A 26,416-nucleotide genomic window follows, 5' to 3' on the forward strand; every position below is an offset into this window, starting at 1 on the left:
TCCATGGGGGCGGTGTCCGTATGTCCATGGGGCGGCGTCCGATCCGGTGACCTCCGCCGACCTCCGATCAAACCGGACAGAAGATGTCGGGTTTCGGGTGTTCGATGGCTGCCATGACCTCGATCCCACCGGCCCCCTGGGCGGACTTCGCAGCGGCACAACCCGACTTCGCCGAGACCGTGCGCACACGGTTCCAGCTGTACAAGCACCAGGTTCTGGCGACCCTGCGCAAGGACGGCTCGCCCCGGGTCACCGGCCTGGAGGCGGAGTTCCGCCTCGGTGAGCTGTGGCTCGGCATGATGCCGGGCTCCCGCAAGGCGCTGGACCTGCGGCGGGACCCGCGCTTCGCGCTCCAGGCCAACCCGGGACCCGACGCCGAGATGAACGACGGCGACGTCCGCGTGTCCGGGCGCGCCGTGGAGGTGACCGACCCCGGGGTCCGGGCCCGTTTCGCCGAGGAGGTGGAGCCCCCGGAGCCTTTCCTCCTCTTCCGTACGGAACTGACCGAGGTGGTCCGTACGACGCTCGACGGCGAGACCCTGGTCGTCCAGACCTGGCGCCCCGGCCACCTCCTGCGCACCCTCCGCCGGGGCAGCGACGACGCACCGCCCGGAGCCTGAGACGAAGGGACTCCCTTCCCGTTGCCGGGAGCGGGAAGGGGCTCCCCTTCCCGCTACCCGGAGAGCACCCGCTCCCGGCACACCCCCGGCGTCCCCCACGCATCCCGCAACGGCCGTGCCTTGCGCAGCCACAACGACAGGTCCAGCTCCTGTGTGTACCCCACCGCACCATGCAGCTGGAGCGCGGTACGGGCCGCCGCATACCCCGCCTCGCCCGCCAGCACCTTCGCCGCCGCGACATCCGCCCCGGCCCGCGGCGATCCCCCGGCCAGCGACACCGCCGCCCCGTACAGCGCCGGACGCGCGAACTCCAGCCCCAGCAGCGTGTCCGCCAGCCGGTGCTTGACGGCCTGGAAGGAGCCGATGGGCACCGCGAACTGCGTGCGCCGCTTGACGTACTCGACCGTGGAGCCCAGCAACGCCTCCCCGGTCCCCAGCGCCTGGGCCGCCGTCGCGAACGCCGCCCAGTCGCCCGCCGCGCGTGCCGCCGCCACCACCCGGGGCCCGGCGGCGAGCACCGCACCCCCCGCCTCGGGGGTGAACAGCCGCCGCGCCGGATCGGCCGACGCGTGGAGCGTTCCCGGCCCCGGCGCGAGCCGCAGCTCCTCCCCGGTCACCACGAACACCCCGTCCACCGCGTCCGCGTCCAGCGCGTACGGCCCGTACCCGTCCATCCGCAGGGTCGCCGAAGCCTCCCCCGCGGCCAGCCGGGGCAGCCACTCCTTCGCCGCCGGGCCGCCCACCGCACTCAGCAGCACCGAGACCGCCACGGTCTCCGCCACCGGGCCCGGCACCGCATGTCGCCCCAACTCCACGAAGGCGAGGGCGAGTTCGACCGGAAGGGGGCCCATGCCCCCGTGCGCCTCCGGGACCGCGAGGGCGAACACCCCGGCGTGCGCGAGCCGCGCCCACAGGGCCCTGCCCGGCTCATGGTCCCCGGCGCCCCAGGCCCGTACCGCCGACGGCGTGTCCGAGGCCGTCAGCATCGCGTCCAGCGAGCGGGCGAACTCCCGCTGCTCCCCGTCGAGGAGGAAACGCATCAGCGCCGTCCCTTCGGCAGGCCGAGCAGCCGCTCGGCGATGATGTCCCGCTGGATCTCGTTCGTCCCGGCATAGATCGGACCCGCGAGGGAGAAGACGTACCCCTCGGACCACGCGGACTCCGCCAGCTCCGCGTCCGGGCCCAGCAGATCGAGTGCCGTCTCGTGCAGCGCGATGTCGTACTCCGACCAGAACACCTTGTTCAGGCTCGACTCCGCGCCGATGGCCGTCCCCGCCGCGAACCGTGACGCGCCCGCGTAGGTGAACAGCTGATAGGCCCGCGCCCCGATCACCGCGTCGGCGACCCGGTCCCGCAGCGCCGTGTCCGACGGTTCGCCCCGCGCACGCCACAGCCCGGACAGCTGGTCCGCCGCGGCGAGGAAACGGCCGGGGGAGCGGAGGGTGAGCCCGCGCTCGTCGCCCGTTGTCGACATGGCGATACGCCAGCCCTGGCCGGGCTCCCCGATGATGTCCGCGTCCGGTACGAAGACCTCGTCCAGGAACAGTTCGGCGAACGCCGGCTTCCCGTCGAGGCGCCCGATCGGCCGGACCGTGACGCCCGGCGCCGACAGGTCGAACATCAGATACGTCAGCCCGTGATGCGGCTTCGCGGCGTCGGGGTCCGTACGGAAGATGCCGAACGCCCGGTCCGCGAACGCCGCCCGCGAGGACCAGGTCTTCTGCCCCGACAGCAGCCACCCGCCGTCCGTGCGCACCGCACGCGAGCGCAGCGACGCCAGGTCGGAACCCGCCTCCGGCTCGGACCAGGCCTGCGCCCAGATCACCTCGCCGCTCGCCATCGACGGCAGCACCCGGGCCCGCTGCTCCTCGGTCGCGTGGTCGAAGAGCGTGGGGGCGAGGAGGCTGATGCCGTTCTGCGAGACCCGGCCGGGGCCACCGGCCGCGTAGTACTCCTCCTCGAAGGCCAGCCAGCCGAAGATGTCCGCGTCCCGGCCGCCGTACCCGGCGGGCCAGGAGACCGCCGACCACCGGTCCGCGTGCAGCCGCGCCTCCCACGCCCGGTGCGCGGCGAACCCCTCCTCGGTCTCCAGCGACGGCAGCGGCCGGGCGGGCACGTTGGCCCGCAGCCAGGCCCGCGCCTCGGCCCGGATGACGTCCGTGCGGGCCGAGTGCGCCAGATCCATCACGCGCCCGCTTTCTTCATCGCGGCGACATCCATGCCGCCGAGCGGGTCCGCCGCCGTCTCCGCGTTGTGGGCGTGGGCGAGATGGTGCAGTCCGAAGACCGAGTCCAGGCCGCTGTGCAGGCCCTGGAGGTCCTCCGCCTGGTTCACGGCGCGCTTGGTGAGCGCCAGCCCGAGGCGCGGCATCTCGGCGATGCGCAGGGCCAGCTCATGCGTACGTTCGGCGAGTTCGGCCCGCTCCACGACCCGGTTGACCATGCCGACCTCGTACGCCCGCCGGGCGCTCATCCGGTCGCCGGTGAAGAGGAACTCCTTGGCGATCCGGGGCGGCATCACCCAGGGATGGGCGAAGTACTCGACGCCGGGGATGCCCATCCGCACCACCGGATCGGCGAAGAACGCGTCCTCGCTCGCCACGATCAGATCGCAGATCCACGCCAGCATCAGCCCGCCCGCCACGCACGCCCCCTGGACGGACGCGACCACCGGCTTGGGCAGCTCGCGCCAGCGTCTGCACATCCCGAGGTAGACCTCCGACTCCCGGGCGAAACGGCTCTCCGCGCCCGTCTTGTCGCTGTGGTCCCACCAGAGTCCGGCCCGGCGTTCGAAGGGCAGATGCGCGTCGCGCCGAGGGGTGCCGATGTCATGGCCCGCCGAGAAGTGGTCCCCGGCCCCGGCCAGCACGACGGCCCTCACCTCACCGTCCTCGGCGGCCCGGTAGAAGGCGGCGTCCAGCGCGTAGGTCATCGCGGAGTTCTGGGCGTTGCGGTAGCGCGGGCGGTTCAGCGTGACGTACGCGACCGGCCCCCGGCGCTCGTACAGCACGGGCTCGGTCTCGCCGTCGGGTGCCGGGCCGGGGGCGGGTGCCGGGCCGGGGGTGGGGCCGGGTGTCGGATCGGGCATCGGCTCATCCTTCCCTAACAAGTGTTTGGTAGGTTAATGTACGCGCACCGGCACCGGCTAGGGCCCGGCGCCGGAGACCCGAGGAGGCAGGGCGTGAGCGCACCGCAGTACCTACCGGGACACGGACTGCTGACCTCCCGCAACGCCGTCGTGACCGCGGCCGCCGGGGCCGGGATCGGCGGCGCCACCGCCCGCCGGCTCCTGGAGGAGGGCGCCCGGGTCGTCATCGGCGACGCCCACGCCCGCCGGCTGAAGGAGACCGAGCAGGCACTCGCCGACGAGTTCGGCGCCGACCGCGTCACCTCCCTGCCCTGCGACGTCACCGACGAAGCCCAGGTCCAGGCCCTCTTCGCGCATGCCGAGCAGACCCACGGCGGCCTCGACATCGTCGTCAACAACGCGGGCCTCGGCGGCACCGCCGAACTCACCGAGATGACCGACGACCAGTGGACCAAGGTCCTCGACGTCACCCTGAACGGCACCTTCCGCTGCACCAGGACCGCCCTGCGCTCCCTCAAGGCCGCGGGCAACGGAGGCGTCGTCGTCAACAACGCCTCCGTCGTCGGCTGGCGCGCCCAGAGCGGCCAGGCCCACTACGCCGCCGCCAAGGCGGGCGTCATGGCACTCACCCGCTGCGCCGCCGTCGAAGCGGCCGCGTACGGCGTACGGGTCAACGCGGTCGCCCCCAGCCTCGCCATGCACCCGCACCTGGCCAAGGTCACCTCGGCCGGACTTCTCGCCGAACTCACCGCGAAGGAGGCGTTCGGCCGGTACGCCGAACCCTGGGAGGTCGCCAACGTCATCGTCTTCCTCGCCAGCGGCTACTCCTCCTACATGACCGGCGAGGTCGTCTCCGTGAGCAGTCAGCGTGCATGAGGCCGCCACGGGGGCGCGGACGGACGGCGGGCGGGGAACGGCCGGCCGGGCTGCGGTCCGGCGGACAGTGGACGGCCGGACAGCGGGCGGACGGACAATGGACGGGTGCCTACCAAGAAGAAGCCCCAGGTGACCCCCTCGCCCGAGCGGCGCCGCGAACTGCTCGCCACCGCCGCCGAGGTCTTCGCCGCGCAGGGATACAACGCCACCACCGTCCGGAAGATCGCGAACGAGGCGGGCATGCTCGCGGGCAGCCTCTACTACCACTTCGATTCCAAGGAATCGATGGTCGACGAGATCCTCTCCACCTTCCTCGACGAACTCTGGGAGGGATACGACGCGGTACTGGAAGCCGGTCTCGGTCCCAGGGAATCCATCGAAGCCCTGGTCACCGAGTCCTTCCGGGAGATCGACCGGCACCGCGCCGCCGTCGCCATCTACCAGAAGGAGTCCAAACACCTCGCCACCCAGCCCCGCTTCCAGTACCTGGCCGACTCGCAGCAGAAGTTCGAGAAGGCGTGGCTCGGCACCCTGGAACGCGGTGTCGCCGACCGGACCTTCCGCGCCGACCTCGACATCCGGCTCACCTACCGCTTCGTCCGCGACACCGTCTGGGTCGCGGCCTCCTGGTACCGGCCGAGCGGACAGCACAGCCCCGAGGAGATCGCCCGCCAGTACCTCTCGATGGTGCTCGACGGGATCGCCCTGCGTCACTGACTCACCCAAGGAGCAGCAGCCATGGCCGAGGCCTACATCGTCGAAGCGGTACGCACCCCCGTCGGCAGGCGCAAGGGGGGCCTCGGGGCCGTCCACCCCGCCGACCTCGGCGCCCATGTGCTGAAGGCCCTGGTCGCCCGCGCCGGCATCGACCCGGCGGCGGTCGAGGATGTCGTCTTCGGCTGCCTCGACACCGTCGGACCCCAGGCCGGCGACATCGCCCGCACCTCCTGGCTGGCGGCCGGACTCCCCGAAGAGGTCCCCGGCGTCACCATCGACCGCCAGTGCGGCTCCTCCCAGCAGGCCGTGCACTTCGCCGCACAGGGGGTGCTCTCCGGCACCCAGGACCTGGTCGTCGCCGGAGGCACCCAGAACATGACGCAGATCCCCATCGCCTTCGCCTCCCGCCGGGCGGCCGAACCCCTCGGCTTCACCGAAGGCCCCTACGCGGGCAGCGAAGGCTGGCGCGCCCGGTACGGCGACGCACCCGTCAACCAGTTCCACGGCGCCCAGCTCATCGCCGAGAAGTGGGGCATCGGCCGACGCGACATGGAGGAGTTCGCCCTCCTCTCCCACCGGCGGGCGATCCGCGCCATCGACGAGGGCCGCTTCGCCCGCGAGACCGTCGCGTACGGAGAGGTCGCCGCCGACGAGGGGCCGCGCCGCGACACCACCCTGGAGAAGATGGCCGCGCTCAAGCCCGTCATGGACGGCGGCACGATCACCGCCGCCTGCTCCTCGCAGGTCTCCGACGGCGCCGCCGCCCTGCTCATCGCCTCCGAACGGGCCGTCGCCGAGCACGGCCTCACCCCGCGCGCCCGCATCCACCACCTCTCCGTACGTGCGGAGGACCCGATCCGGATGCTGTCCGCACCGATCCCCGCCACCGCGTACGCGCTGAAGAAGACCGGCCTCACCCTCGACGACATCGACCTGGTCGAGATCAACGAAGCCTTCGCGCCGGTCGTCCTGGCCTGGCTGAAGGAGACCGGCGCGGACCCGGAACGGGTCAATGTCAACGGCGGCGCGATCGCCCTCGGGCACCCGCTCGGCGCGACCGGTGCCAGGCTGATGACGACGCTCCTGCACGAACTGGAACGCACCGGCGGCCGCTACGGGCTCCAGACGATGTGCGAGGGCGGCGGCCAGGCGAACGTCACCATCATCGAAAGGCTGTGACGCCGGGGCGCCCGGGGTGCCGGGGCGCCGGGGCGCCGGGGCGCCGAGGAGCCCGGGTGTCGGGATGCCGCGGTGCCGGGGGTGGTGAGGCGTCGGGGTGCCGGGGCGCCCGGCCGGCCCGGACGCACGGGGGAAACGGCCCGGAAACCTTGGGAGAACAGGCGTCCAATCCCCGGGGGACACCGCCCGGACCCCTCCTGGTCAGCGAAGTTCTCCGTCCGGCGGCACGACGGGATCCGCCGCCGGACGACAGAACGTGCTACGGTGGTCCAGTTGCAGTTTTGGTACCCATGAACTTTATGTGCGCCTGACGGGAATGCTTCCTCAGGCGCTTTATTGTTTTCCGGCTTTCTCCGGGTGGGGCTCAATGCGGCGACTTGGAATTCGTAAAGTGCGAATTTCCGGCACTGCACCTCTTTTAGGAGATCGACATGGCTACTGGAACCGTGAAGTGGTTCAACTCGGAAAAGGGCTTCGGCTTCATCGAGCAGGACGGCGGCGGCGCCGACGTCTTCGCCCACTACTCGAACATCGCCACCCAGGGCTTCCGTGAGCTCCAGGAGGGCCAGAAGGTCTCCTTCGACGTCACGCAGGGCCAGAAGGGCCCGCAGGCGGAGAACATCGTCCCGGCCTAATTGCCGGACGCGTACCTCGCAACCGGGGCCCGCACCGTGAAGGTGCGGGCCCCGGTTTGTGCTGTCTGGGGGACACCCCGCTTTGTGCTGCATCCTGGGGCGCACATCAAGCAGTCCACAGACAGTCCCACCAGCAGTCCCGCAGTAACCCCAGGAATCCCCCAGGAGGGCAATTCCGTATGACCCGCTTCGAACGCCAGGACCGACCGACCCGCACCCGACCGGCCAGGGGACGGGGCCCGGCCCCGGCACAGGCGAATGCCAAGGGATCCGGCCGCGGAGCCGGCAAGGCACCCGCCCGCCGCCGCGCCACACCGCCCCAGGGCGAGTTCGCCGTGCCGGAGACCATGACCCCCGCGCTGCCCGCCGTCGAGGCGTTCGCCGAGCTGGACATGCCCGCGGCACTGCTGAAGACCCTCACCGCGCAGGGCGTCACCGAGCCCTTCCCCATCCAGGGCGCCACCCTGCCGAACTCGCTGGCCGGCCGGGACATCCTGGGCCGCGGCCGCACCGGCTCCGGCAAGACGCTCGCCTTCGGCCTGGCCCTGCTCGCCCGCACCGCCGGGCGCCGCTCCGAGCCCCGAGCCCCGCTGGCCCTCGTCCTCGTCCCGACCCGCGAGCTCGCCCAGCAGGTCACCGACGCCCTCACCCCGTACGCGACCTCCGTGAACCTGCGGCTCGCCACCGTCGTCGGCGGCATGTCGATCAGCAAGCAGTCCGGCACGCTGCGCCGGGGCGCCGAGGTACTCGTCGCCACGCCCGGCCGGCTCAAGGACCTCATCGAGCGCGGCGACTGCCGCCTCGACCAGGTCGCCATCACCGTCCTCGACGAGGCCGACCAGATGGCCGACATGGGCTTCATGCCGCAGGTCGTCGCGCTGCTCAAGCAGGTCGAGCCGGACGGGCAGCGCATGCTGTTCTCCGCGACCCTCGACAAGAACATCGACCGCCTGGTCAAGATGTTCCTCACCGACCCGGTCGTGCACTCCGTCGACCCGTCCGCCGGTGCGGTCACCACCATGGAGCACCATGTGCTCCACGTCGCGGACGAGACCGACAAGAAGGCCGTCGCCACGAAGATCGCCGCCCGTGAAGGCCGGGTGATCATGTTCGTCGACACCAAGCGCGCCGCCGACCGCTTCGCCAAGCGGCTGCTCGCCAGCGGTGTACGGGCCGCGGCCCTGCACGGCGGCCGGTCCCAGCCGCAGCGCAACAGGACCCTGGACCAGTTCAAGAACGGCCAGGTCACCGCGCTCGTCGCGACGAACGTGGCGGCCCGCGGCATCCATGTCGACGACCTCGACCTCGTCGTCAACGTGGACCCGCCCACCGACCACAAGGACTACCTCCACCGCGGCGGGCGCACGGCGCGCGCCGGGGAGTCCGGCAGCGTCGTCACGCTGGTGCTGCCCGAGGAGAAGCGGGAGATGACCCGGCTGATGCAGGACGCGGGCATCGACCCCCGTACCACCCGCATCAAGTCCAGCGACGAGGAGCTGACCCGGATCACCGGGGCCCGCGAGCCGTCCGGAATCGCGATCGTCGTCGAGGTCCCCCAGCCCACCCAGCCCAAGCCGCGCACGCGGACGGCCGGGGCGCCGGGCTCGGGCACCGGCGGCGGCTTCCGTTCGGGCAGCCGCGGCCGTGGACGCCGCGGCGGTGGCGGTGGCGCGCAGGGTGCGGGGGGCGGCGGCGAGTCGCGTGGCGGTGCGGCCGGTTCCGTACGCGGGGGCGGTGGCGGTGGCGGCGGAGCCGCGCGTTCGGGCGGCGAGTCCCGTGGTGCGGGTGCGGGTGCGGGGCGTGCCGGTTCGGGGCGGGGTGCGGCGCCTGCGCGTGGGCGTCGGGCGGCGTAGCCGGGAAGGTGTGGGGGCGGGGTGCGGGCGCGGGCCTTTCGGGGCTCCGGTCCTCAATCGCCGGACGGGCTTGATTTGCGGCCCTGGTCCTTGGGCGACGGGTGGGCTTGAATTGGGGCCCCGGTCCTTGAGTGACGGGTGGGCTTGATTTGCGGCCCCGGTCCTTGGAGTGGGCCGGGGCTTCGCCCGGGTCTCGTCCTCAATCGCCGGACGGGCTTGATGGTGGGCCCCGGTCCTCGGTTGTCGGACGGGCCTAATGTTGGACCCCGGTCCTTGGGCGACGGGTGGGCTTGGTTCGTGGCCCTGGTCCTCGATTGATGGGCGGGCTTGATGTTGGGCCCGGTTCTTGAGCGACGGGTGGGCTTGATGGTGGGCCCAGAGCCCTCCGCTGCCGGGCGGGCTCGGTTCTGGGTTTACGGCAGGGTTGCGCGGGCTTGGTGGGCCTCTTTCATTATTCGGGTCACCAGTTCGGCCACGCTCGGCAGATCCTCGATCAGGCCCGCGACCTGACCCGAGGCCATGATCCCGAGGTCGGTGCGGCCATCCACCATGGATGCCTTCAGCAGCATCGGCGTATTCGCGGCCAGCAGTACCTGGCTCCAGGTCAGGTCCTTGCCGTGCTTCGTGGCGAGGCCCTCGCGCAGCATCCGGGACCAGCTCAGGCCGGAGATCCGCCGGAAGCCCGATGCCCGGCGCACCGCCTGGGCCAGGGCCCGGACGCGGCCCGCCCGCTCCAGGGTGGCCACCATCTCCGTACGCAGCATCCGGTGCGGGAGCCCGTCCACCGCCGTGGTGACCGTGATGTCCTTGACGCCCGCCGCCAGATAGCGGGCCTTCACCGCGTCCGGGACCGTGGAGTCCGACGTCAGCAGGAACCGCGTCCCCATCGCGACGCCCGCCGCCCCGTACGCCAGCGCCGCGACCAGGCCCCGGCCGTCGTGGAAGCCGCCCGCCGCGATCACCGGGATGTCCACCGCGTCGACGACCTGGGGCAGCAGGACCGTGGTCGCCACCTCCCCCGTGTGTCCACCGCCCTCGCCGCCCTGCACGATCACCGCGTCCGCGCCCCACGCCGCGACCTTCTCCGCGTGGCGCCGGGCCCCGATCGACGGGACGACGACGACGCCCGCGTCCTTCAGCTCGGCGATCAGCTCCCGCGACGGGGCCAGCGCGAACGACGCCACCCGTACCCCCTCGTCGATGATGATCCGTACCCGCTCGCGCGCGTCCCCCGCATCCGCCCGCAGATTCACGCCGAACGGTGCGTCGGTACGGGACTTGACCTCCAGGACCGCGGCGCGCAGCTGCTCCACGGTCATCGTCGCGGAGGCCAGGATGCCGAGGGCGCCCGCCTCGGCGGTGGCGGTGACCAGCCGGGGGCCGGCGACCCAGCCCATGCCGGTCTGCACGATCGGGTACCGGACGCCGACGAGTTCGGTCAGGGCCGTGCGCATCAGGACCGGACCTCGCGGTCGCGGGTGCCGGTGGGGTCGATGACCTCGCGGATCAGGCGGAGTTCCCCGGCGGTCGGCTCACGGGTGAAGGGCACGTCGTCCTCGATCGTGAGCGCGAAACCCGTGGCTTCGCGGACCTGGTCGACGGTGACGCCCGGATGCAGTGAGGCGAGCCGCATGGAACGGTCCGGGGTCGCGAAGTCGAAGACACCGAGATCGCTGACGACCCGGGGGACGCGGTGGAAGCGGGTCGCGGAGGGACCGGCCGCCGCGGCCCTGTCGTAGCCGACCCCGCAGACCATGTCGACGCGTTCGACGAACACCCGGCGGGCGTGGCGCGGAACCCAGTAACTGACGGGATTGTTGAGGGTGTTGACCGGAGCACCCCGGACCCCGAGGAGCTGTCGGACGGGCCGTTCCCAGTCGCCGACGCAGGAGATGTTCTGGTTGCCGAAGCGGTCGATCTGGCTCGCGCCCATCATCACGTGCCGCTTGCCGCCGGTGACCATGGTGAGATGCTGACGGTAGGGCAGCCAGCCCTCCGGCGTGCCGTCGAGCCCGACGATCAGCGCCTCGCCGTCGGTGAGCAGCAGGTCGGGCGAGAAGGTGCGCTTGGCGAGGCGGGCGCCGAGCGCCGGGATCAGGCCCATCGGGCTGGCCAGCACCTCTCCGTTGTCGCGCCATGCCTCGGCGCACGCGATCACGCAGTACTCGGCCCGGGTGACGGTCCCCGTAGCGGCTTCGGCGCTCACAGCTGCTCCTCGTGCCAGGTCCGGACGGCTGACTGGTAGCTCTTCTCGTCGCCCCCCGCGGGCAGGAAGCGTTCGCTGAACTCGGCCCATGCCGCGGGGCCCGCGGCGGCCGTGGCGTACGCCTTCTGGAACGCCTCGTCGCGGGGGTGGTCGGGGACGCAGGAGGTGAAGTGCGCGCCGTTCGGGGTCTCGACGACACCGGTGACGGAGCTGCGTTTCACGAGGAGGGTCTGCGGGGCGGGCCCGTCCGTGAGCTCGGCGGTCTCGACGAGGCGTTCGCAGGAGAGGTACGCGGTGTCGGCGGCTTCGCAGAACAGGTCGTCGAAGTACGGATCGGGGCCCAGGTACTGGCCGTTGCCGAGCCGGTCCGCGCGGTTGAGGTGGACCAGGGCGGCGTCCATCCGCAGGGCCGGCATCGCGACGAACTCCTCGCCGTCCTCGTACGGCGAAGTCACCGTGCGCAGCGTGGGGTTGACCCGCATCACATCGGAGCCGATGCCCGCCCGCACGGGCAGGAACGGCAGCCGGTTCGCGGCGGCGTGCAGCCCCCACATGAACATCGCCTCGTCGATCTCCGTCAGTGCGAACGCCCCCTGCTGCCGGGCCGCGCGGAAGTGCGGTTCGAGGGGGATCGAGTCGAGGGTGACGAAGGCGGTGACCAGTCTGCGGATCCTGCCCGCGGCGGCCAGCAGGCCGACATCGGGGCCGCCGTACGAGATCACGGTGAGATCGGTGATCCCGGACCGGAGCAGGGCACGCACCAGCGCCATCGGTTTGCGGCGCGATCCCCAGCCGCCGATGCCGATCGTCATGCCGCTGCGGAGCCGGGAGACGACGTCCTCGGGCGTCATCGTCTTGTCGGTCACGATCGTGCCTCCTTGCCGAAGGTGTCGCGGACGCGGTCGGCGGTACCGCTGAGGCCGGCCTCGTAGGTGAAGCCCTGCTCGAAGCGGTAGCTGCGGCGTACGTCCACCGGGTCGATGCCGTTGATGGCGGCCTTGGCCAGCCGGAGGAGGTGTCCGTCCTTGCGGGCGATCTCCCCGGCCAGCTCCACCGCCGCGGCCGGCAGCCCGGTGCGCGGGACGACCCGCCAGACCGAGCCGTGGGCGTGCAGTTCGGCGGCGGTCACCGTGCGCGAGGTGTAGTACAGCGTCCGCATCAGGTGCTGGGGGACGAGCCGCGCGAGATGGGTGGCGGCACCGAGCGCGCCGCGGTCCAGCTCGGGCAGCCCGAAGGTGGCGTCGTCGCTCGCCACGATCGCGTCCGCGTTGCCGACGAGCCCGATGCCACCGCCGAGGCAGAAGCCGTTCACCGCGGCGACGACCGGTACCTCGCACTCGTACACGGCGGCGAACGCCTCGAAGCAGCCGCGGTTGGCACCGATCAGGGCGTCGTGCCCCGGGTCGCGCTGGATCTCCTTGATGTCGACACCCGCGTTGAAGCCGCGCCCGGCCGCGGCCAGCACCACACAGCGGACCGCGGGGTCGCGGCCCGCGGCGCGCAGGGCGTCGGCCAGGTCGTACCAGCCGTGCACGGGCAGGGCGTTGACGGGTGGGAAGTCGACGGTGATGACGCGGATGCCGTCGGCGGGACGTGAGGTGGAGACACCCATGAGAGGATCAGCTACCTTTCCACCAAACATTTGTTAGGTGGAAGGTAGCAGCCTGCCACCGCATCGCCAACAAGGGGAGCCGATATGACCACACGCAGCACCGGGCTCTGCGCGGGCCGGGTCGTCGCCGTGACGGGCGCCGGGCGGGGGCTGGGCCGGGCCCATGCCCTGGCCTTCGCCGCCGAGGGGGCCAAGGTCGTCGTCAACGACCTCGGCGTCGGCCTCACCGGGGACGGCGGCGGAAACGGGAGCGGTGCCGGGAGCGGGAGCGGGGGTGGGAGCGGTGCCGGGGTCGGGGGGCAGGGGGGCACAGGACCGGCCCGTGAGGTCGTCGACGAGATCGTCGCCGCGGGCGGCGAAGCGGTCGCCCACCGGGGTGACATCGCCACGACCGACGGTGCGTCCTCGCTGGTCACCACCGCCCTGGAGGCATTCGGACGGCTCGACACCCTGGTCAACAACGCGGGCTTCCTGCGGGACCGGATGCTGGTCAACCTCGACGAGGACGACTGGGACGCGGTGCTGCGGGTGCATCTGAAGGGCCACTTCCTGCCCCTGAAGCACGCGGCGGCCCACTGGCGGTCCGAGGCCAGGGCGGGCCGCACCCCCGTCGCCCGGGTGATCAACACCAGTTCCGGGGCGGGTCTGCTCGGCAGCGTCGGGCAGGGCAACTACGCCGCCGCGAAGGCCGGGATCCTCGGCCTCACCCTGGTCGCGGCCGAGGAACTGCGGCGGTACGGAGTCCAGGTCAACGCCCTCGCTCCGGCGGCCAGGACCCGGATGACCGAGCAGACGTTCGCCGAGACGATGGCGGCACCGGGGCCGGGCGCCTTCGACGCGATGGCCCCCGAGAACGTGTCGCCCCTGGTGGTGTGGCTCGGCTCGGCCGCGAGCGACGGGGTGACCGGACGCGTCTTCGAGGCCGAGGCGGGCCGGATCACCGTCATGGAGGGCTGGCGCCCCGGCCCCACCGCCGACCGGGGCGCACGCTGGTCCCCGGCCGCGGCCGGCACCGCCGTCCGTCGCCTCCTGGCAGCGGCGGAACCGGCCCGGCCGGTGTACGGCGCGCGGTGAACGGGGCGGGCGGGCGGGTGGCGGGGGAGCGGTGGGCGGTGGGTAGGCCGTGGGGCCGGGGAGCGGTGGCCGCAGGGCAGGCGGGCGGTGATGGGGAGCGGTGGCCGCAGGGCGGGCAGGTGGGCGGGTGGCGGGGGAGCGGTTGCCTCAGAGGTGCCTGCGATCGGGAGCGCGAGGTCCCGAGCGGTGACTCTGCGGGCGCCCTGCGGCGATCGGGAGCGTGATTCCCGCCCCCTCGGGCCCTCGCCCTTCGCTCGGGCCCTCACCCCACACCCCTCAGCAGCTCCGCGATCACCGCGTGCCCCGTCTGTCCGTCCGCTCCCGCGAACGGCTCCCCGTCACGCAGCAGTTCCACGGTCACCGTCTCCTCGCCGTCCACGAGGTCACGGCGGACCATGGCGTCGAACCCGGAACCGTGCGCCTCCTCCAGTCTCCGCAGCAGCTCCTGCTCCACATCCGCTTCGAGCATCCGCCGCGCCTGGGTCAGTGCCCATTCCACCGCCCCCGCCCAGGTCCCCGCCCCGTGCTCCAGCAGCGCCCGCACCGTACGGACCGAGCCGCGCCGGGCCGCGAGCACCAACGGAGGCTCCCCTTCCGGGCCGGGCAGATGAGGGTCCGCACCATGGGCGAGCAACAGCTCGGCGGTCGGTGCGTGGCCGAGCCCGACCGCCCAGCGCAGCGCCGTGAACCCGAACTGTTCGGGCAGGTCCGGCCGCGCCCCGGCGGACAGCAGCGCCCCGACCACCTCGGTGTGTCCGCCGCACGCTGCCCCGCACAGCGGGAGATCGCCCGCCTCGGGGCCGCTCGGCCGGTCCGGGTCGGCTCCGGCCGCGAGCAGGAGCCGCACCGCTCCCGGCCGGTCCTCCACCGACGCCAGATACAGCGCCGTCGTGCCGTCCGCGTCGCACGACTCGGCCGCGGCCCCCGCGCGCAATGCCCGTACGACAGCGTCCTCACTCTCGTACAGGGCCTCGAACAGGCTCCGTTCGTCCCCAATCGGCTCTTCCGTCATGCTTCGACCCTACGGTGGCCCGCGGCGGGGTCCGGACCGCGCACCGGCCCCGGGGCGGGCTCTCAGGTGTCGCACTCCAGGACCGTGCGGCACAGCCCGCACCTGGCGCGCACCCGGCCGCGGACCGGGACCCGGATGCGCTGGAGGCAGGTGGGGCAGGGGAAGGAGACCCGCAGCCCTTCGCCGCCGCGCTCGAAGGCGTACGGGGCAGCGGGGTCCGCGGGCGTGCCCGGGTGGGCGCCGGCGTACCGCCGGTCCTTGGTGTAGCGCCGCCGCCCCAGCAGGCCCGCGGCGGTCAGCGGTGGTTGCCGGAGTTCGCGCAGCGCCTGCGCCCGCCCCTTCGCGTACGCCGAGTACGCCTGCGGGCTGGTGAACCACGGCGAGGGGTCCTCGTCGAACGCGAACGCGCGCTTGGCCAGGACGTACCCGAACTCCTCCGGTGTGAGGTAGCCGAGCTTCTGGCTGGACGTGGCGTCCTCCCGGAAGGCGTCGAGCAGCAGCCAGCCCGCCCCGAGGTAGGTCGTCACGGTGTCGGTGAGGATCTCGTTGTCGCGCGTACCGGGGAGCTCCAGCCCGAGCCGGTGCAGCAGTACGTGGGTGATCTCGTGCGCGAGCGCGGCACCGATGTCCCTGCGATGCGTACGGAATCGGTCATTGAGCTCGATGAAGTACTCCGGTCCGGCGGCGAGTTCGACGGTCGCCGCGTGCTCCATCCGCCGGAAGCCGACGATCATGCGGGCATCGGGCAGACGCAGATGCTGGACCAGTGCCCGCGCCACCCGCTGGGTGCCCAGGTGCAGATCGTCCACGTCCGGGAACGCGGCGTCGGCGGGCAGCAGGCTGGGGCCGTACGCGTGCACACCGTCGTACGAGATCCGCCGGTACAGCGCGGTGATCGCGGACCGGACGGCGTCGAGGTGCGGAAACCCATGGACGACCGGACTGCCGTCTCTCACGTCAGAACCCCCCATCCGCGACGCCCAACGGACCTCCACTGTATGCCGGGGCGGCGGGAGAGGGGGGTGTTGAGCCTCCTTGATGATCTTGGCCGAAAAGTGCGCCTTGTGGCGGCGGTGATCGCGTCCCGATAATCGGATCGTTCTTGTCGGGGTCATGTCGAGTTTGGTCGGCGGCAGCCCTCCGATGCGGCACGCACCCCACAGCAATCCGCACAAGGCACCCTCAAGCACCTTCAAGAACCCCCCTCAGCACCCCCCACGAAAGAAGGCAGTCCGTTGAAGCAGCTTCTGCGCGCGCTGAAAAGATGTTCCGTCATAGCCGCCGTGGCCCTCGCGACCGTCAGCCTCCAGCCCTCCGGCGCCTCCGCCGCCCCCAACCCCGTCGTCGGCGGAACCAGGGCCGCCCAGGGTGAATTCCCCTTCATGGTCCGGCTCTCCATGGGCTGCGGCGGCGCGCTCTACGCCAAGGACATCGTCCTGACCGCCGCCCACTGCGTGGACGGGTCGGGCAACAACACCTCGATCACCGCCACCGCGGGCGTCGTCGACCTCCAGTCCTCCAGCGCTGTCAAGGTCAAGTCCACCAAGGTCCTCCAGGCCCCCGGCTACAACGGCAAGGGCAAGGACTGGGCGCTGATCAAGCTCGCCAAGCCGATCGAGCAGCCGACCCTGAAGATCGCCACCAGCACCGCGTACAACCAGGGCGAGTTCACCATCGCCGGCTGGGGCGCCGCCACCGAGGGCGGGGCCCAGCAGCGCTACCTGCTCAAGGCGAAGGTGCCCTACGTCTCCGACGCCGACTGCCAGAGCGCGTACGGCAGCGACCTCGTCCCCGGTGAGGAGCTGTGCGCCGGCCTCCTGGACACCGGCGGCATCGACACCTGCCAGGGCGACTCCGGCGGCCCGATGTTCCGCAAGGACAACGCCGGTGCCTGGATCCAGGTCGGCATCGTCAGCTGGGGCCAGGGCTGCGCCCAGGCCGGCTACCCCGGCGTGTACTCCGAGGTCTCGACCTTCGCCTCCGCCATCGCGTCCGCGGCCGCCACACTCTGATCCCCATGCGTGATCACGGCTGAACATCCCCGGGGGTGCCCGTCCGGACGGGCACCCCCGGTCCCAGCACCACGCACGGCCCGCCCGCGCCCTCCAGCTCCAGCACCCACACCTCGTTGGTGCCCTCGCGGAGCACGGGGCCGGGCACGTACAGCGTCTCCTGCGGACCCGCCGACCAGTAGCGGCCCAGGCAGAAGCCGTTCACCCACACGAAGCCGCGCGTCCAGCCCGGCAGCTCCAGCCCGGCGTGACCGGTGCCCACGGCGTCCGTCACCTCGAACGCCCCCCGGAACAACCCCGTCCGCCCCGCGCCCGGCACCTCGGTACCGGCACCCGCGCCCGGTGCCTCCGTACCCGCACCGGCACCCGTGAACGGCGCTTCCGCACCGGCACCCGCACCGGCACCCGCACCCGCACCGACAGCCGTGAACGGAACCGCCGCCACCGCCTCCGCCGATTCGAAGGCGTCCAGGCGCAGGCCCCGTGCCCGTACCCCGTGCAGATACTGCCGCTCGTGCAGCACCCCGCCCGTGATGCCCTTCGGCTCACCCAGCCGCGGGCCGTAATTGACCCGGCCCAGCGACTCCACCCACAGCTCGACCTCCGCAGGGCCCGCGACCGGCTCGTCCAGCGTGGCGTGCTCCTCGGTCAGCACCCCGGCCAGGACCCCGTCCACGTACACCGACGCCCGGTCCCGCAGCCCCGAAACCCCCAGCGTGTACGGCATCCGCGGCCCCAGCACCCCGACCCGGTAGCGCACCAGGCCACGGTCCACGCCCAGCTCCTCGAACGTCGGCGGAACACCGGACTCCGGCGTCTCCGGATCACCCAGCGTCTCCAGCACCGCCGACAGCGGCGCCCACTCCGTCAACGCGGCCCGCACCAGGCCCCGAAGCCCCACCGGCTCCGGCGGCAACTCCGGAAGCGGACCGTCCGCGTACTCGGCCAGCACCTTCCGGAACAGCCAGAACTTCTCCGTGGCGCGCCCGTACTCATCGACCGGCGCGTCATAGTCGTACGACGTCACCGTCGGCTGAAGCTCCTGGTCCTGAAGCGGACCGGAACGATTCGCCCCCGCCCAGCCCGCGAAGTTCGTCCCGCCGTGCGCCATGTAGATGTTCACCGACGCCCCGCACTCCAGGATCTCCCGCAACGCGTCCGCCGCCCCCGCCGGATCCCGTACGACAGGCTCGGCACCCCAGTGCTCGAACCAGCCGCACCAGAACTCCATGCACATCAGCGGCCCCTTCGGCTGATGGCGGCGCAGCACCTCGAACCCCGCACGCGCCCCCGACCCGAAATTCGCCGTCGCCAGCAGACCGCGCACCGAACCACCCGTCAGCATGTGATCCTCGGGCCCGTCCGACGTGAACAGCGGCACCGTCACCCCGCACTGCCGCAGCAGCCCCGCCAACCACTCCAGATACACCGAGTCGGTGCCGTAACTCCCGTACTCGTTCTCCGCCTGCACCATGATCACCGGACCGCCCCGGGTGACCTGCCGCCCCACCACCTGCGGAAGCAGCTCCCGGAACCAGCGCTCCACCGACGCCAGGTACTCCGCGTCCCGCGTCCGCACCCGCCGCCCGAACCGCCCCGTCACCCAGACCGGCAGACCGCCGTTCTCCCACTCGGCGCAGATGTACGGACCCGGCCGTACGATCACCAGCAGCCCCGCCCGCTGCGCCGCGTCCAGGAAACGCCCCAACGCCGCCACATCCCGGAACCGCCCCGGCGACGGCTCATGAAGATTCCACGGCACATACGTCTCGACACAGTTCAGACCCATGGCCCGCAGCATCGACAGCCGGTGATCCCACTGCTCCTCGTGGACCCGGAAGTAGTGCAGAGCCCCCGACAGCAGCCGTACGGGCTTTCCGTCGAGCCGGAAGTGGTCGTCCCCCACGGTGAAGTCAGCCATCGTGCTCGTAGTCTCCTGTGCGCCTCGGGTCACCCCGGGTGAAATAGTGCGCCAAGCTTCGCCCTCTGGCGTGCGCCCGGTCCATGGACAAAGATCACTGCTGTTTGGACACAACGCGATGAACCACGGAGACAGGGAGGAAGCAAGGCCGATGTACCACACCTGGATGCGCTTCTTCACTCCCAGCCCGCTCCACCACCGCCTCGGCCTCGTCTGCCTCGGCGTCGGCCTCCAGCACGGCGCCCTGCCCACCGTCGGCCCCCGCACCCTCGACCACCACGTCGCCGTGATCATCAACTCCGGCAGCGGCTGGTTCAGCGGCCCCGACGGCCGCCGCACCCCCGTCACCGGACCCAGCCTGATCTGGCTGACCCCCGGCACCCCCCACCACTACGGCGCCGACCCGCACACCGGCTGGGACGAGAGCTTCGTCGACTTCACCGGACCCGCCACCACCACGTACACCGAACTCGGCTACATCGAACCCGACCGCCCCCTCGTCGCCCTCTCCGACACCGCGGGCCCACGCGCCGCCATCGGCCGCATGGTGCGCGCCGCCCGCCGCGGCAACCCCCTCCTCGAAGTCGAGACCGGCGCCGCCGTCCACGAACTGCTCGTCTCCCTGCGCCGCGCCCGCGCCGACATCGGCCCCGACGGCGACCCCGTACTCCACGCCCTGGCACGCGACGCGTTCCAGCCGCTCTCCGTCGCCGGACACGCCGCCCGCCACGGCATGACCCCCGCGGAACTGCGCACCGCCGTACGCCGCGGCGCCGGCTGCAGCCCCAAGGACTACCTGCTCGGCATCCGCCTGGGCCGCGCCAAGGAACTCCTCGCCAGCACCGACCTGCCGGTCGCCGCCGTCGCCCGCCGCGTCGGCTACGACGACCCGGCCTACTTCTCCCGGCTCTTCGCCCGCCGCGTCGGCACCGCCCCCGTCCGCTTCCGCGAACAGCAGGGCCGCAGCGTGCCCGGCGGCTGGAGCGACCAGGTACCCGACCCGGAACACCCGCCCACGATCAGCAACTGACACACGAGGCCGCACGCGTCCCACCCCGCACGCATCCCACCCCGCACCTTCTCCCACCCCTCTTGTGCCGGTCGGTCTAAGCTCGCTGACCATGACCACGAGCAACATCGACGAGTCCGTACGCACGGAACTGAACCGGCTGCGCGACAGCATCGACAACATCGACGCCGCTGTCATTCACATGCTCGCCGAGCGCTTCAAGTGCACCCAGCAGGTCGGCCACCTCAAGGCTGAGCACAAGCTCCCGCCCGCCGACCCGGCCCGCGAGAGCCGCCAGATCGCCCGCCTGCGGCAACTCGCGGAGAGCGCCCGGCTCGACCCGGCGTTCGCGGAGAAGCTGCTGAACTTCGTCGTCGCGGAGGTCATCCACCACCACGAACGCATCGCGGAGGAATCGGGGAGCGGCGCCGCACGGGCCCCCGGGGGCTGCGGCAACGGGAACGACAGGGCGGGCGGCGGGGACGGGCCGGCCGCCGGGGACGACACGGCCGCAGGCGACACCACAGGCGCCGGGGACAACGCAGGCGCAGGGGACAACGCAGGCGCAGGGGACAACGCAGGCGCAGGGGACAACGCAGGCGCCGGGGACAACGCAGACGCAGGGGACGACGCAGACGCAGGGGACGACACAGGCGCCGGGGACATTGCAGACGCGGGGGACATTGCAGACGCGGGGGACAACGCAGACGCCAGGGACGACCGCGCCGGAGCGTGACCCCTGGCCCGCCCCCCCCGTTCCCCGCCGTGAGAGAGCCCGCCTGCGCAGCCCCGACCTCGTACGGCAGCATGGATCCATGTCCGTACTGACGCGCGACGAAGCGCAGACCCGAGCCCAGATCCTCGACGTACACCGCTACACGGTCGACCTCGATCTCACCGCAGGAGAGCAGACCTTCGGCTCCCGCACCGTCATCCACTTCACCGCCCACGCGGCCGGAGACACCTTCGTCGAGGTCAAGCCCGCCACCCTGCGCTCGCTCAGCCTTGACGGACAACCCCTGGACCCGGCCCTCCTCACCGAGAACCGCTACCCCCTCACCGGCCTCACCGCCGGCCCGCACGAACTCCACGTCGACGCCACCATGCACTACTCCCGCACCGGCGAGGGCATGCACCGCTTCACCGACCCGAGCGACGGCGAAACCTACGTCTACACCCAGCTCTTCATGGAGGACGTCCAGCGCGTCTTCGCCGCGTTCGACCAGCCCGACCTCAAATCCGTCTTCCAGTTCAGCGTCACCGCCCCCACCGCCTGGACCGTCCTCGGCAACGGCATCGCCGAACAGACGGAAGAGGGCCGCTGGACCATCGCCGCCACCCCCCTCATCTCCACCTACCTCGTCGCCGTCGCCGCAGGCCCCTGGCACTCCGTCACCACCGAACACGCCGGACTGCCCTTCGGCATCCACTGCCGCCGCTCCCTCGCGCCCCACCTCGACACCGACGCCGACGAGATCTTCGACATCACCCGCGCCTGCTACGACCGCTACCACGAGAAGTTCGACGAGCCCTACCCCTTCGACTCCTACGACCAGGCATTCGTCCCCGAATTCAACTCGGGCGCCATGGAGAACCCCGGCCTCGTCACCTTCCGCGACGAATTCATCTACCGCTCGGCCGTCACCGACACCGAACGCCAGACCCGCGCCATGGTCATCGCCCACGAAATGGCCCACATGTGGTTCGGCGACCTCGTCACCCTCTCCTGGTGGGACGACATCTGGCTCAACGAGTCCTTCGCCGAATACATGGGCTACCAGACCCTCACCGAAGCCACCGGCTTCACCGACACCTGGACCGACTTCGGCGTCGCCCGCAAGGGCTGGGGATACGACGCCGACCAGCGCCCCTCCACCCACCCCGTCGCACCCGACCCCGACGCCGTCCCCGACACCGCCTCCGCCCTCCTCAACTTCGACGGCATCAGCTACGCGAAGGGCGCCTCCGCGCTGCGCCAACTCGTCGCCTGGCTCGGCGAGAAGGACTTCCTCGCCGGCATCAACACCCACTTCGCCCGGCACAAGTTCGCCAACGCCACGCTCGCCGACTTCATCGACAACCTCGCCTCCGCCACCGACCGCGACGTCCACGCCTGGGCCGAACAATGGCTGCGCACCTCCGGCATCGACACCCTCACCGCCGACGTCACCGAAACCGACGCCGCCTGGTCCCTCACCGTCGACCGCGACGGCAGCCGCCCCCACCGCATCACCGTCGGCACCTACGACCACGCCCTCAACACCGAGGGCGGCCCCGGCCACCTCGCCCGGCGCGACCGCTTCGAACTCGACATCCCCACCGGCGCCGCCCTCACCCTCCCCGGCCGGCGCCCCGACCTCGTCGTCCTCAACGACGGCGACTTCACCTACGCCAAGGTCCGCCTCGACACCGCCTCCTGGGACACCGTCCTGGCCCACCTCTCCGGCATCCCCGACGCCCTCACCCGCGCCGTCATCTGGAACACCGCCCGCGACATGGTCCGCGACGGCGAACTGGACCCCACCACCTACCTCACCACCGCCCGCACCCACCTCCCGCACGAAACCGACCTCGCCCTCGTCCAAGGCGTCCTCGGTTTCGCCGCCACCCACATCGCCCCCCGCTACCTCACCCCCGCCGACCGGCCGGCCGCCCTCGCCACCCTCACCGCCCTCTGCCGCGACCTCATCCGCCGCACCGAGGACGGAACCAATCCCGGACTGCGTCTGACCGCCGTACGCCATCTCATCGACGCGGCCACCCAGCCCGACACCATCCAGGACTGGATCACCGGCGGAACCGTCCACGGCGGCCCCGAACTCGACCCCGAACTCCGCTGGCGCATCCTCACCCGACTCGCCGTCCTCGGAGCCACCGACGAAACCGCCATCGCCGCCGAACTCGCCCAGGACCCCAGCGCCACCGGCCAGGAAGGCGCCGCCCGCTGCCGTGCCGCCCTGCCCACCCCCGAGGCCAAAGCCACCGCCTGGCACGCCCTGTTCAGCGACGACACCCTGTCCAACTACCTCTTCATCGCCACCGCCCAGGGCTTCTGGCAGCCCGAACAGGCCGACCTCGTACAGGAATACGTACCCCGCTACTACTCCGACGCGACCGCACTCGCCGTACGCCGCGGACCCGCCATCGCCGAAGCCGCCGGACGCTACGCATTCCCCGCGTACGCCATCGACACCCACAACCTCGACCTCGGCACCCACGCCATGGACGACGAAGCCCTCATCCCGGCCCTGCGCCGCAAACTGACCGACCAGCTCGACGACCTGCGCCGCGCCCTCGCCGTACGCGAAGCCCACTGACCAAAGCCCACCAACCCCCACTTCACCGCCCGTGCCACCCGTGCGACCCGCGCCGCCCGTGCCACCCGTGCCCGGAGTCCCTCACATCGAGGGGCTCCGGGCACACCCATGCCCGGAGCCGATCCACCACGTGTACGCCCCACCGCACACCCGCACACCCGCACACCGCACACCCGCCCCACCGCACGTACGTCCATCCCACAACCGCACACCCATACCACTTGAACCCCCGACAAGCGGGCCACACCGAAGACCAGTACCCCTTTCGAGTTCGGATCGTTGGGCTCTTCGGCCGCGCCATCACCAAACCCGAACAAGCTGGCATGTCCACCCCCGCGCACCCGAAGGACCACCCCACCCATGTCCACCCCACCCCTCGCCGGAGGCACCGCAGGCCCCACCGCCCTGCGCCCCCTCATCGACACCGTCCTCACCGCCCTGCACGACGGAGCCACCCGCCGAAACGGCCCCCTCCCCGCAGGCGGACCCGACGCCGTCACCTCCCGCACCCGCACCGCCACCCACCCCCTCATCCCCGATCACGGCACCGGCCCCCACCAGGCCCTCAGCACCCTGATCACCGCCCTCGCCGAAGGCGCCGCAGACCCCGCCCACCCCCACTGCGCCGCCCACCTCCACACCCCGCCCCTCGCCCTCGCCGCAGCCGCCGACCTCGCCGCCAGCGCCCTCAACCCCTCCATGGACTCCTGGGACCAGGCACCCGCCGCCTCCGCCCTCGAAGCCGACCTCACCACCGCACTCGCCACCGAGATCTACCCCCACGCCACCTCACCCGACGCCGTCATCACCACCGGCGGCACCGAAGCCAACCAACTCGCCCTCCTCCTCGCCCGCGAACGCCACGGCCCCGTCCAGACCATCTGCGCCGCCAACGCCCACCACAGCATCACCCGCGCCACCTGGCTCCTCGGGCTCCCCGAACCCGTCGTCATCCCCGCCCCCACCGGCGTCATGGACCTCGCCGCCCTCGACACCGCCCTCACCCAACTCCACCGCCCCCTCCTCGTCGTCGCCACCGCAGGCACCACCGACACCGGAGAGATCGACCCCCTCGACCACATCGCCGACCTCTGCACCACCCACGGCGCCGAACTCCACATCGACGCCGCCTACGGCGGCCCACTCCTCTTCAGCCCCACCCACCGACACACCGTCCACGGCCTCGACCGCGCCCACAGCGTCACCCTCGACCTCCACAAACTCGGCTGGCAACCCGCCTCCGCCGGCATCCTCGCCGTCCCCGACCAGCACCACCTCACCCCCCTCCACCACCACGCCCCCTACCTCAACGCCGACGACGACACCGACGCCGGCCTCCCCGACCTCCTCGGCCGCTCCCTCCGCACCACCCGACGCCCCGACGCCCTCAAAATCGCCGTCACCCTCCAGGCCCTCGGACGCGACGGACTCGCCGACCTCATCGACCGCACCCTCGCCGCAGCCCACCAACTCGCCGATATCGTCACCAAACACCCCGCCCTCGACCTCTACGACCGCCCCACCATCAGCACCGTGCTCTTCCGCCCCACCCACGCACCCGACCCCACCGTCGCCGCCATCCGCCGCACCCTCCTCAACCGCGGCCACGCCGTCCTCGGCCGCGCCCACGCCGACGGCCGCCTCTGGCTCAAGGCCACCCTCCTCAACCCCCACACCACCCCCGAAGACCTCCACGCACTCATGGACCTCGTCAACACCACCACCACCGACCTCACCGCCACCCCCAAGACCCACCGCACAGAAGGCGACACCCCTCGATGACCGACCGGCCCGCCCTCGAACCCGACCAGCCACACGACCTCGTCGGCATCGGCATCGGCCCCTTCAACCTCTCCCTCGCCGCCCTCGCCCACGGCGTCCCCACCGCCCCCGGAAACCCCCGGAAACTCGCCGCGACCTTCTACGAGCAACGCCGCGCCTTCCACTGGCACCCCGGCCTTCTCCTCGACGGCGCCAGCCTCCAAGTCCCCTTCCTCGCCGACCTCGTCACCCTCGCCGACCCGGCCAGCCCCTGGACCTTCCTCAACTACCTACGCACCCGCGACCGGCTCTTCCCCTTCTACTTCGCCGAGCGCTTCCACATCCAACGCGCCGAGTACGACGCCTACTGCCGCTGGGTCAGCGAGCAACTCCCCGGACTCCACTTCGGCCACCAGGTCGACGCCGTCCGCTGGAACCCCGGCCGCGCCCTCTTCGAAGTCGACTTCACCCAGCTCGACACCGACGGCGAAGCCGAAGCACTCGGCCGCGCCTACACCCGCCACATCGCCCTGGGCGTGGGCACCGAACCCTTCGTCCCCGAGCCCCTCAAACCCCTCGCCGAAGCCGCGTCGGTCCCCGTCATCCACTCCGCCGAATACCTCCAACATCGCGAACAACTGCTCAAAGCCGAACACATCACCGTCATCGGCTCAGGACAGTCCGGCGCCGAAATCTTCCTCGACCTCCTCCGCGCCCGCCCCGCAGGAGCCGAAAAGATCCACTGGCTCGCCCGCACCCAGGCATTCGCCCCCATGGAGTACTCAAAACTCGGCCTCGAACACTTCACCCCCGACTACAGCCGCTACTTCCACGCACTCCCCGAATCCGCCCGCGACGAACTCGTCCCCCGCCAATGGCAACTCCACAAAGGCATCGACGCCGACACCATCGCCGCCATCCACGACGAGCTCTACCGGCGCACCCTCCACGGCGGCTGGCCCGACGCCACCCTCACCCCCGGAGTCTCCGTACGCACCGCGGGCCGCGTCGGCACCTCCCGCGTCGAACTCCACCTCGAACACACCCAGCAAGCCACCCGCACCCGCCTCACCACCGACGCCGTCATCCTCGCCACCGGCTACCGCGAACGCCCCCTCGACGGCCTCCTCAACAGCCTCGACCCCTACCTCCGCCGCGACTCCTCGCACCGCCCCCGCGTCGACGACCAGTACCGCCTCGTCCTCGACCGCACCGTCACCGGACACGTCTACGTACAGAACGCCGAACGCCACACCCACGGAGTCGGCGCCCCCGACCTCGGACTCGCCGCCTGGCGCAGCGCCACCATCCTCAACAGCCTCACCGGCGCCGAGCCCTACCCCCTCCCACAACGCACCGCCTTCACCACCTTCGGCCTCACCCCCCAACCCACCCCCCTAATCCCCGCACAGGGCCCCGCCCTCATCCCCCTCACCCAAAGCAACTGACCCACCCCCAGGACCCCCGGCGAACCCCATACCCCCAGCGCACCCAGCCCATAAAAAAGGGCGGCCGCCCCCGAAAA

The 26,416-nt window shown here is 71.9% G+C and carries 22 protein-coding genes and 1 pseudogene; 13 read left to right on the plus strand and 10 right to left on the minus strand.

Going from position 1 to position 26,416, the window contains the following annotated elements:
• The first annotated feature begins 104 nt into the window (after positions 1-104).
• A complete protein-coding gene (locus A6A29_RS31760) occupies positions 105-620 on the plus strand; it encodes a pyridoxamine 5'-phosphate oxidase family protein (RefSeq protein ID WP_198953410.1) in 516 nt (171 codons plus the stop codon).
• Positions 621-673: 53 nt separating this feature from the next.
• Here A6A29_RS31760 and A6A29_RS31765 read toward each other — a convergent pair whose 3' ends face one another.
• The 3 genes from A6A29_RS31765 to A6A29_RS31775 are packed head-to-tail and all read right to left on the minus strand — an operon-like array spanning position 674 to position 3,707.
• Positions 674-1,660, minus strand: a complete 987-nt coding sequence (locus tag A6A29_RS31765; protein WP_073725386.1) for an acyl-CoA dehydrogenase family protein — start codon at positions 1,658-1,660, stop codon at positions 674-676.
• Positions 1,660-2,805: an acyl-CoA dehydrogenase family protein gene (locus A6A29_RS31770; protein ID WP_073725388.1), complete on the minus strand. Its 1,146-nt coding sequence runs from the start codon at positions 2,803-2,805 to the stop codon at positions 1,660-1,662. Before A6A29_RS31770 ends, A6A29_RS31765 begins: the two co-directional genes overlap by 1 nt.
• Positions 2,805-3,707 carry an enoyl-CoA hydratase gene (locus A6A29_RS31775; protein ID WP_241838734.1) on the minus strand — a complete coding sequence of 301 codons (903 nt, stop codon included), beginning with the start codon at positions 3,705-3,707 and terminating at the stop codon, positions 2,805-2,807. Before A6A29_RS31775 ends, A6A29_RS31770 begins: the two co-directional genes overlap by 1 nt.
• Before the next feature lie 93 nt (positions 3,708-3,800).
• On the opposite strand from A6A29_RS31775, the gene A6A29_RS31780 reads away from it, so the two are divergent.
• The 5 genes from A6A29_RS31780 (at position 3,801) to A6A29_RS31800 (ending at position 8,967) form a co-directional block, all read left to right on the plus strand.
• A complete protein-coding gene (locus A6A29_RS31780; RefSeq protein ID WP_073725390.1) occupies positions 3,801-4,583 on the plus strand; it encodes an SDR family oxidoreductase in 783 nt (260 codons plus the stop codon).
• A 105-nt stretch (positions 4,584-4,688) separates the two neighbouring features.
• The gene (locus A6A29_RS31785; protein ID WP_073725392.1) at positions 4,689-5,300 is read left to right on the plus strand and encodes a TetR/AcrR family transcriptional regulator; all 612 of its coding nucleotides are present in this window, start codon (positions 4,689-4,691) and stop codon (positions 5,298-5,300) included.
• Positions 5,301-5,321: 21 nt separating this feature from the next.
• The gene (locus tag A6A29_RS31790) at positions 5,322-6,479 is read left to right on the plus strand and encodes an acetyl-CoA C-acetyltransferase (protein WP_073725394.1); all 1,158 of its coding nucleotides are present in this window, start codon (positions 5,322-5,324) and stop codon (positions 6,477-6,479) included.
• A 431-nt stretch (positions 6,480-6,910) separates the two neighbouring features.
• Positions 6,911-7,114, plus strand: coding sequence for a cold-shock protein (locus tag A6A29_RS31795; protein ID WP_015607926.1), 204 nt, complete (start codon positions 6,911-6,913; stop codon positions 7,112-7,114).
• Between the two features lie 179 nt (positions 7,115-7,293).
• Positions 7,294-8,967 (plus strand): DEAD/DEAH box helicase, encoded by a 1,674-nt coding sequence (locus A6A29_RS31800; RefSeq protein WP_073725396.1) that lies wholly within the window; start codon positions 7,294-7,296, stop codon positions 8,965-8,967.
• 413 nt (positions 8,968-9,380) lie between these two features.
• Here the strand turns inward: A6A29_RS31800 and A6A29_RS31805 are convergent, their stop codons facing one another.
• The 4 genes from A6A29_RS31805 to A6A29_RS31820 are packed head-to-tail and all read right to left on the minus strand — an operon-like array spanning position 9,381 to position 12,785.
• Positions 9,381-10,421, minus strand: coding sequence for an NAD(P)H-dependent flavin oxidoreductase (locus A6A29_RS31805; protein ID WP_073725397.1), 1,041 nt, complete (start codon positions 10,419-10,421; stop codon positions 9,381-9,383).
• Positions 10,421-11,173 (minus strand): CoA-transferase subunit beta, encoded by a 753-nt coding sequence (locus A6A29_RS31810; RefSeq protein ID WP_241838735.1) that lies wholly within the window; start codon positions 11,171-11,173, stop codon positions 10,421-10,423. Before A6A29_RS31810 ends, A6A29_RS31805 begins: the two co-directional genes overlap by 1 nt.
• Positions 11,170-12,024: a CoA transferase subunit A gene (locus A6A29_RS31815; RefSeq protein ID WP_073725513.1), complete on the minus strand. Its 855-nt coding sequence runs from the start codon at positions 12,022-12,024 to the stop codon at positions 11,170-11,172. Before A6A29_RS31815 ends, A6A29_RS31810 begins: the two co-directional genes overlap by 4 nt.
• A gap of 11 nt (positions 12,025-12,035) precedes the next feature.
• Positions 12,036-12,785, minus strand: a complete 750-nt coding sequence (locus tag A6A29_RS31820) for an enoyl-CoA hydratase family protein (protein ID WP_073725399.1) — start codon at positions 12,783-12,785, stop codon at positions 12,036-12,038.
• A gap of 84 nt (positions 12,786-12,869) precedes the next feature.
• On the opposite strand from A6A29_RS31820, the gene A6A29_RS31825 reads away from it, so the two are divergent.
• Complete coding sequence (locus A6A29_RS31825) at positions 12,870-13,859, plus strand: SDR family oxidoreductase (RefSeq protein ID WP_073725401.1); 990 nt, start codon at positions 12,870-12,872, stop codon at positions 13,857-13,859.
• A 262-nt stretch (positions 13,860-14,121) separates the two neighbouring features.
• Here the strand turns inward: A6A29_RS31825 and A6A29_RS31830 are convergent, their stop codons facing one another.
• Both A6A29_RS31830 and A6A29_RS31835 read right to left on the minus strand, forming a co-directional pair.
• On the minus strand, positions 14,122-14,871 hold the full coding sequence (locus A6A29_RS31830) for an ankyrin repeat domain-containing protein (protein WP_073725403.1): 750 nt from the start codon (positions 14,869-14,871) through the stop codon (positions 14,122-14,124).
• Between the two features lie 62 nt (positions 14,872-14,933).
• Positions 14,934-15,842 carry a hypothetical protein gene (locus A6A29_RS31835; protein WP_073725405.1) on the minus strand — a complete coding sequence of 303 codons (909 nt, stop codon included), beginning with the start codon at positions 15,840-15,842 and terminating at the stop codon, positions 14,934-14,936.
• Between the two features lie 264 nt (positions 15,843-16,106).
• Between A6A29_RS31835 and A6A29_RS31840 the strand changes: the two genes are divergently transcribed.
• Complete coding sequence (locus A6A29_RS31840; RefSeq protein ID WP_073725407.1) at positions 16,107-16,883, plus strand: S1 family peptidase; 777 nt, start codon at positions 16,107-16,109, stop codon at positions 16,881-16,883.
• A 13-nt stretch (positions 16,884-16,896) separates the two neighbouring features.
• Here A6A29_RS31840 and A6A29_RS31845 read toward each other — a convergent pair whose 3' ends face one another.
• On the minus strand, positions 16,897-18,804 hold the full coding sequence (locus A6A29_RS31845; RefSeq protein ID WP_073725409.1) for a glycoside hydrolase family 35 protein: 1,908 nt from the start codon (positions 18,802-18,804) through the stop codon (positions 16,897-16,899).
• A gap of 151 nt (positions 18,805-18,955) precedes the next feature.
• On the opposite strand from A6A29_RS31845, the gene A6A29_RS31850 reads away from it, so the two are divergent.
• The 5 genes and pseudogenes from A6A29_RS31850 to A6A29_RS31870 all read left to right on the plus strand — a co-directional run bounded on the left by A6A29_RS31850 (position 18,956) and on the right by A6A29_RS31870 (position 26,339).
• Entirely contained in the window at positions 18,956-19,834 is an 879-nt protein-coding gene (locus tag A6A29_RS31850) for a helix-turn-helix domain-containing protein (protein ID WP_073725411.1), read from the plus strand.
• A 91-nt stretch (positions 19,835-19,925) separates the two neighbouring features.
• Positions 19,926-20,258, plus strand: a pseudogene (locus A6A29_RS31855) (chorismate mutase); the annotation flags it as partial.
• A gap of 370 nt (positions 20,259-20,628) precedes the next feature.
• Entirely contained in the window at positions 20,629-23,130 is a 2,502-nt protein-coding gene (pepN, locus tag A6A29_RS31860) for an aminopeptidase N (RefSeq protein ID WP_073725413.1), read from the plus strand.
• 360 nt (positions 23,131-23,490) lie between these two features.
• Positions 23,491-24,912: a pyridoxal phosphate-dependent decarboxylase family protein gene (locus A6A29_RS31865; RefSeq protein ID WP_073725415.1), complete on the plus strand. Its 1,422-nt coding sequence runs from the start codon at positions 23,491-23,493 to the stop codon at positions 24,910-24,912.
• Positions 24,909-26,339 (plus strand): lysine N(6)-hydroxylase/L-ornithine N(5)-oxygenase family protein, encoded by a 1,431-nt coding sequence (locus A6A29_RS31870; protein ID WP_073725417.1) that lies wholly within the window; start codon positions 24,909-24,911, stop codon positions 26,337-26,339. Before A6A29_RS31865 ends, A6A29_RS31870 begins: the two co-directional genes overlap by 4 nt.
• Positions 26,340-26,416 lie beyond the last annotated feature (77 nt).

This window comes from Streptomyces sp. TSRI0281 (assembly GCF_001905125.1).
Lineage (GTDB): Bacteria > Actinomycetota > Actinomycetes > Streptomycetales > Streptomycetaceae > Streptomyces.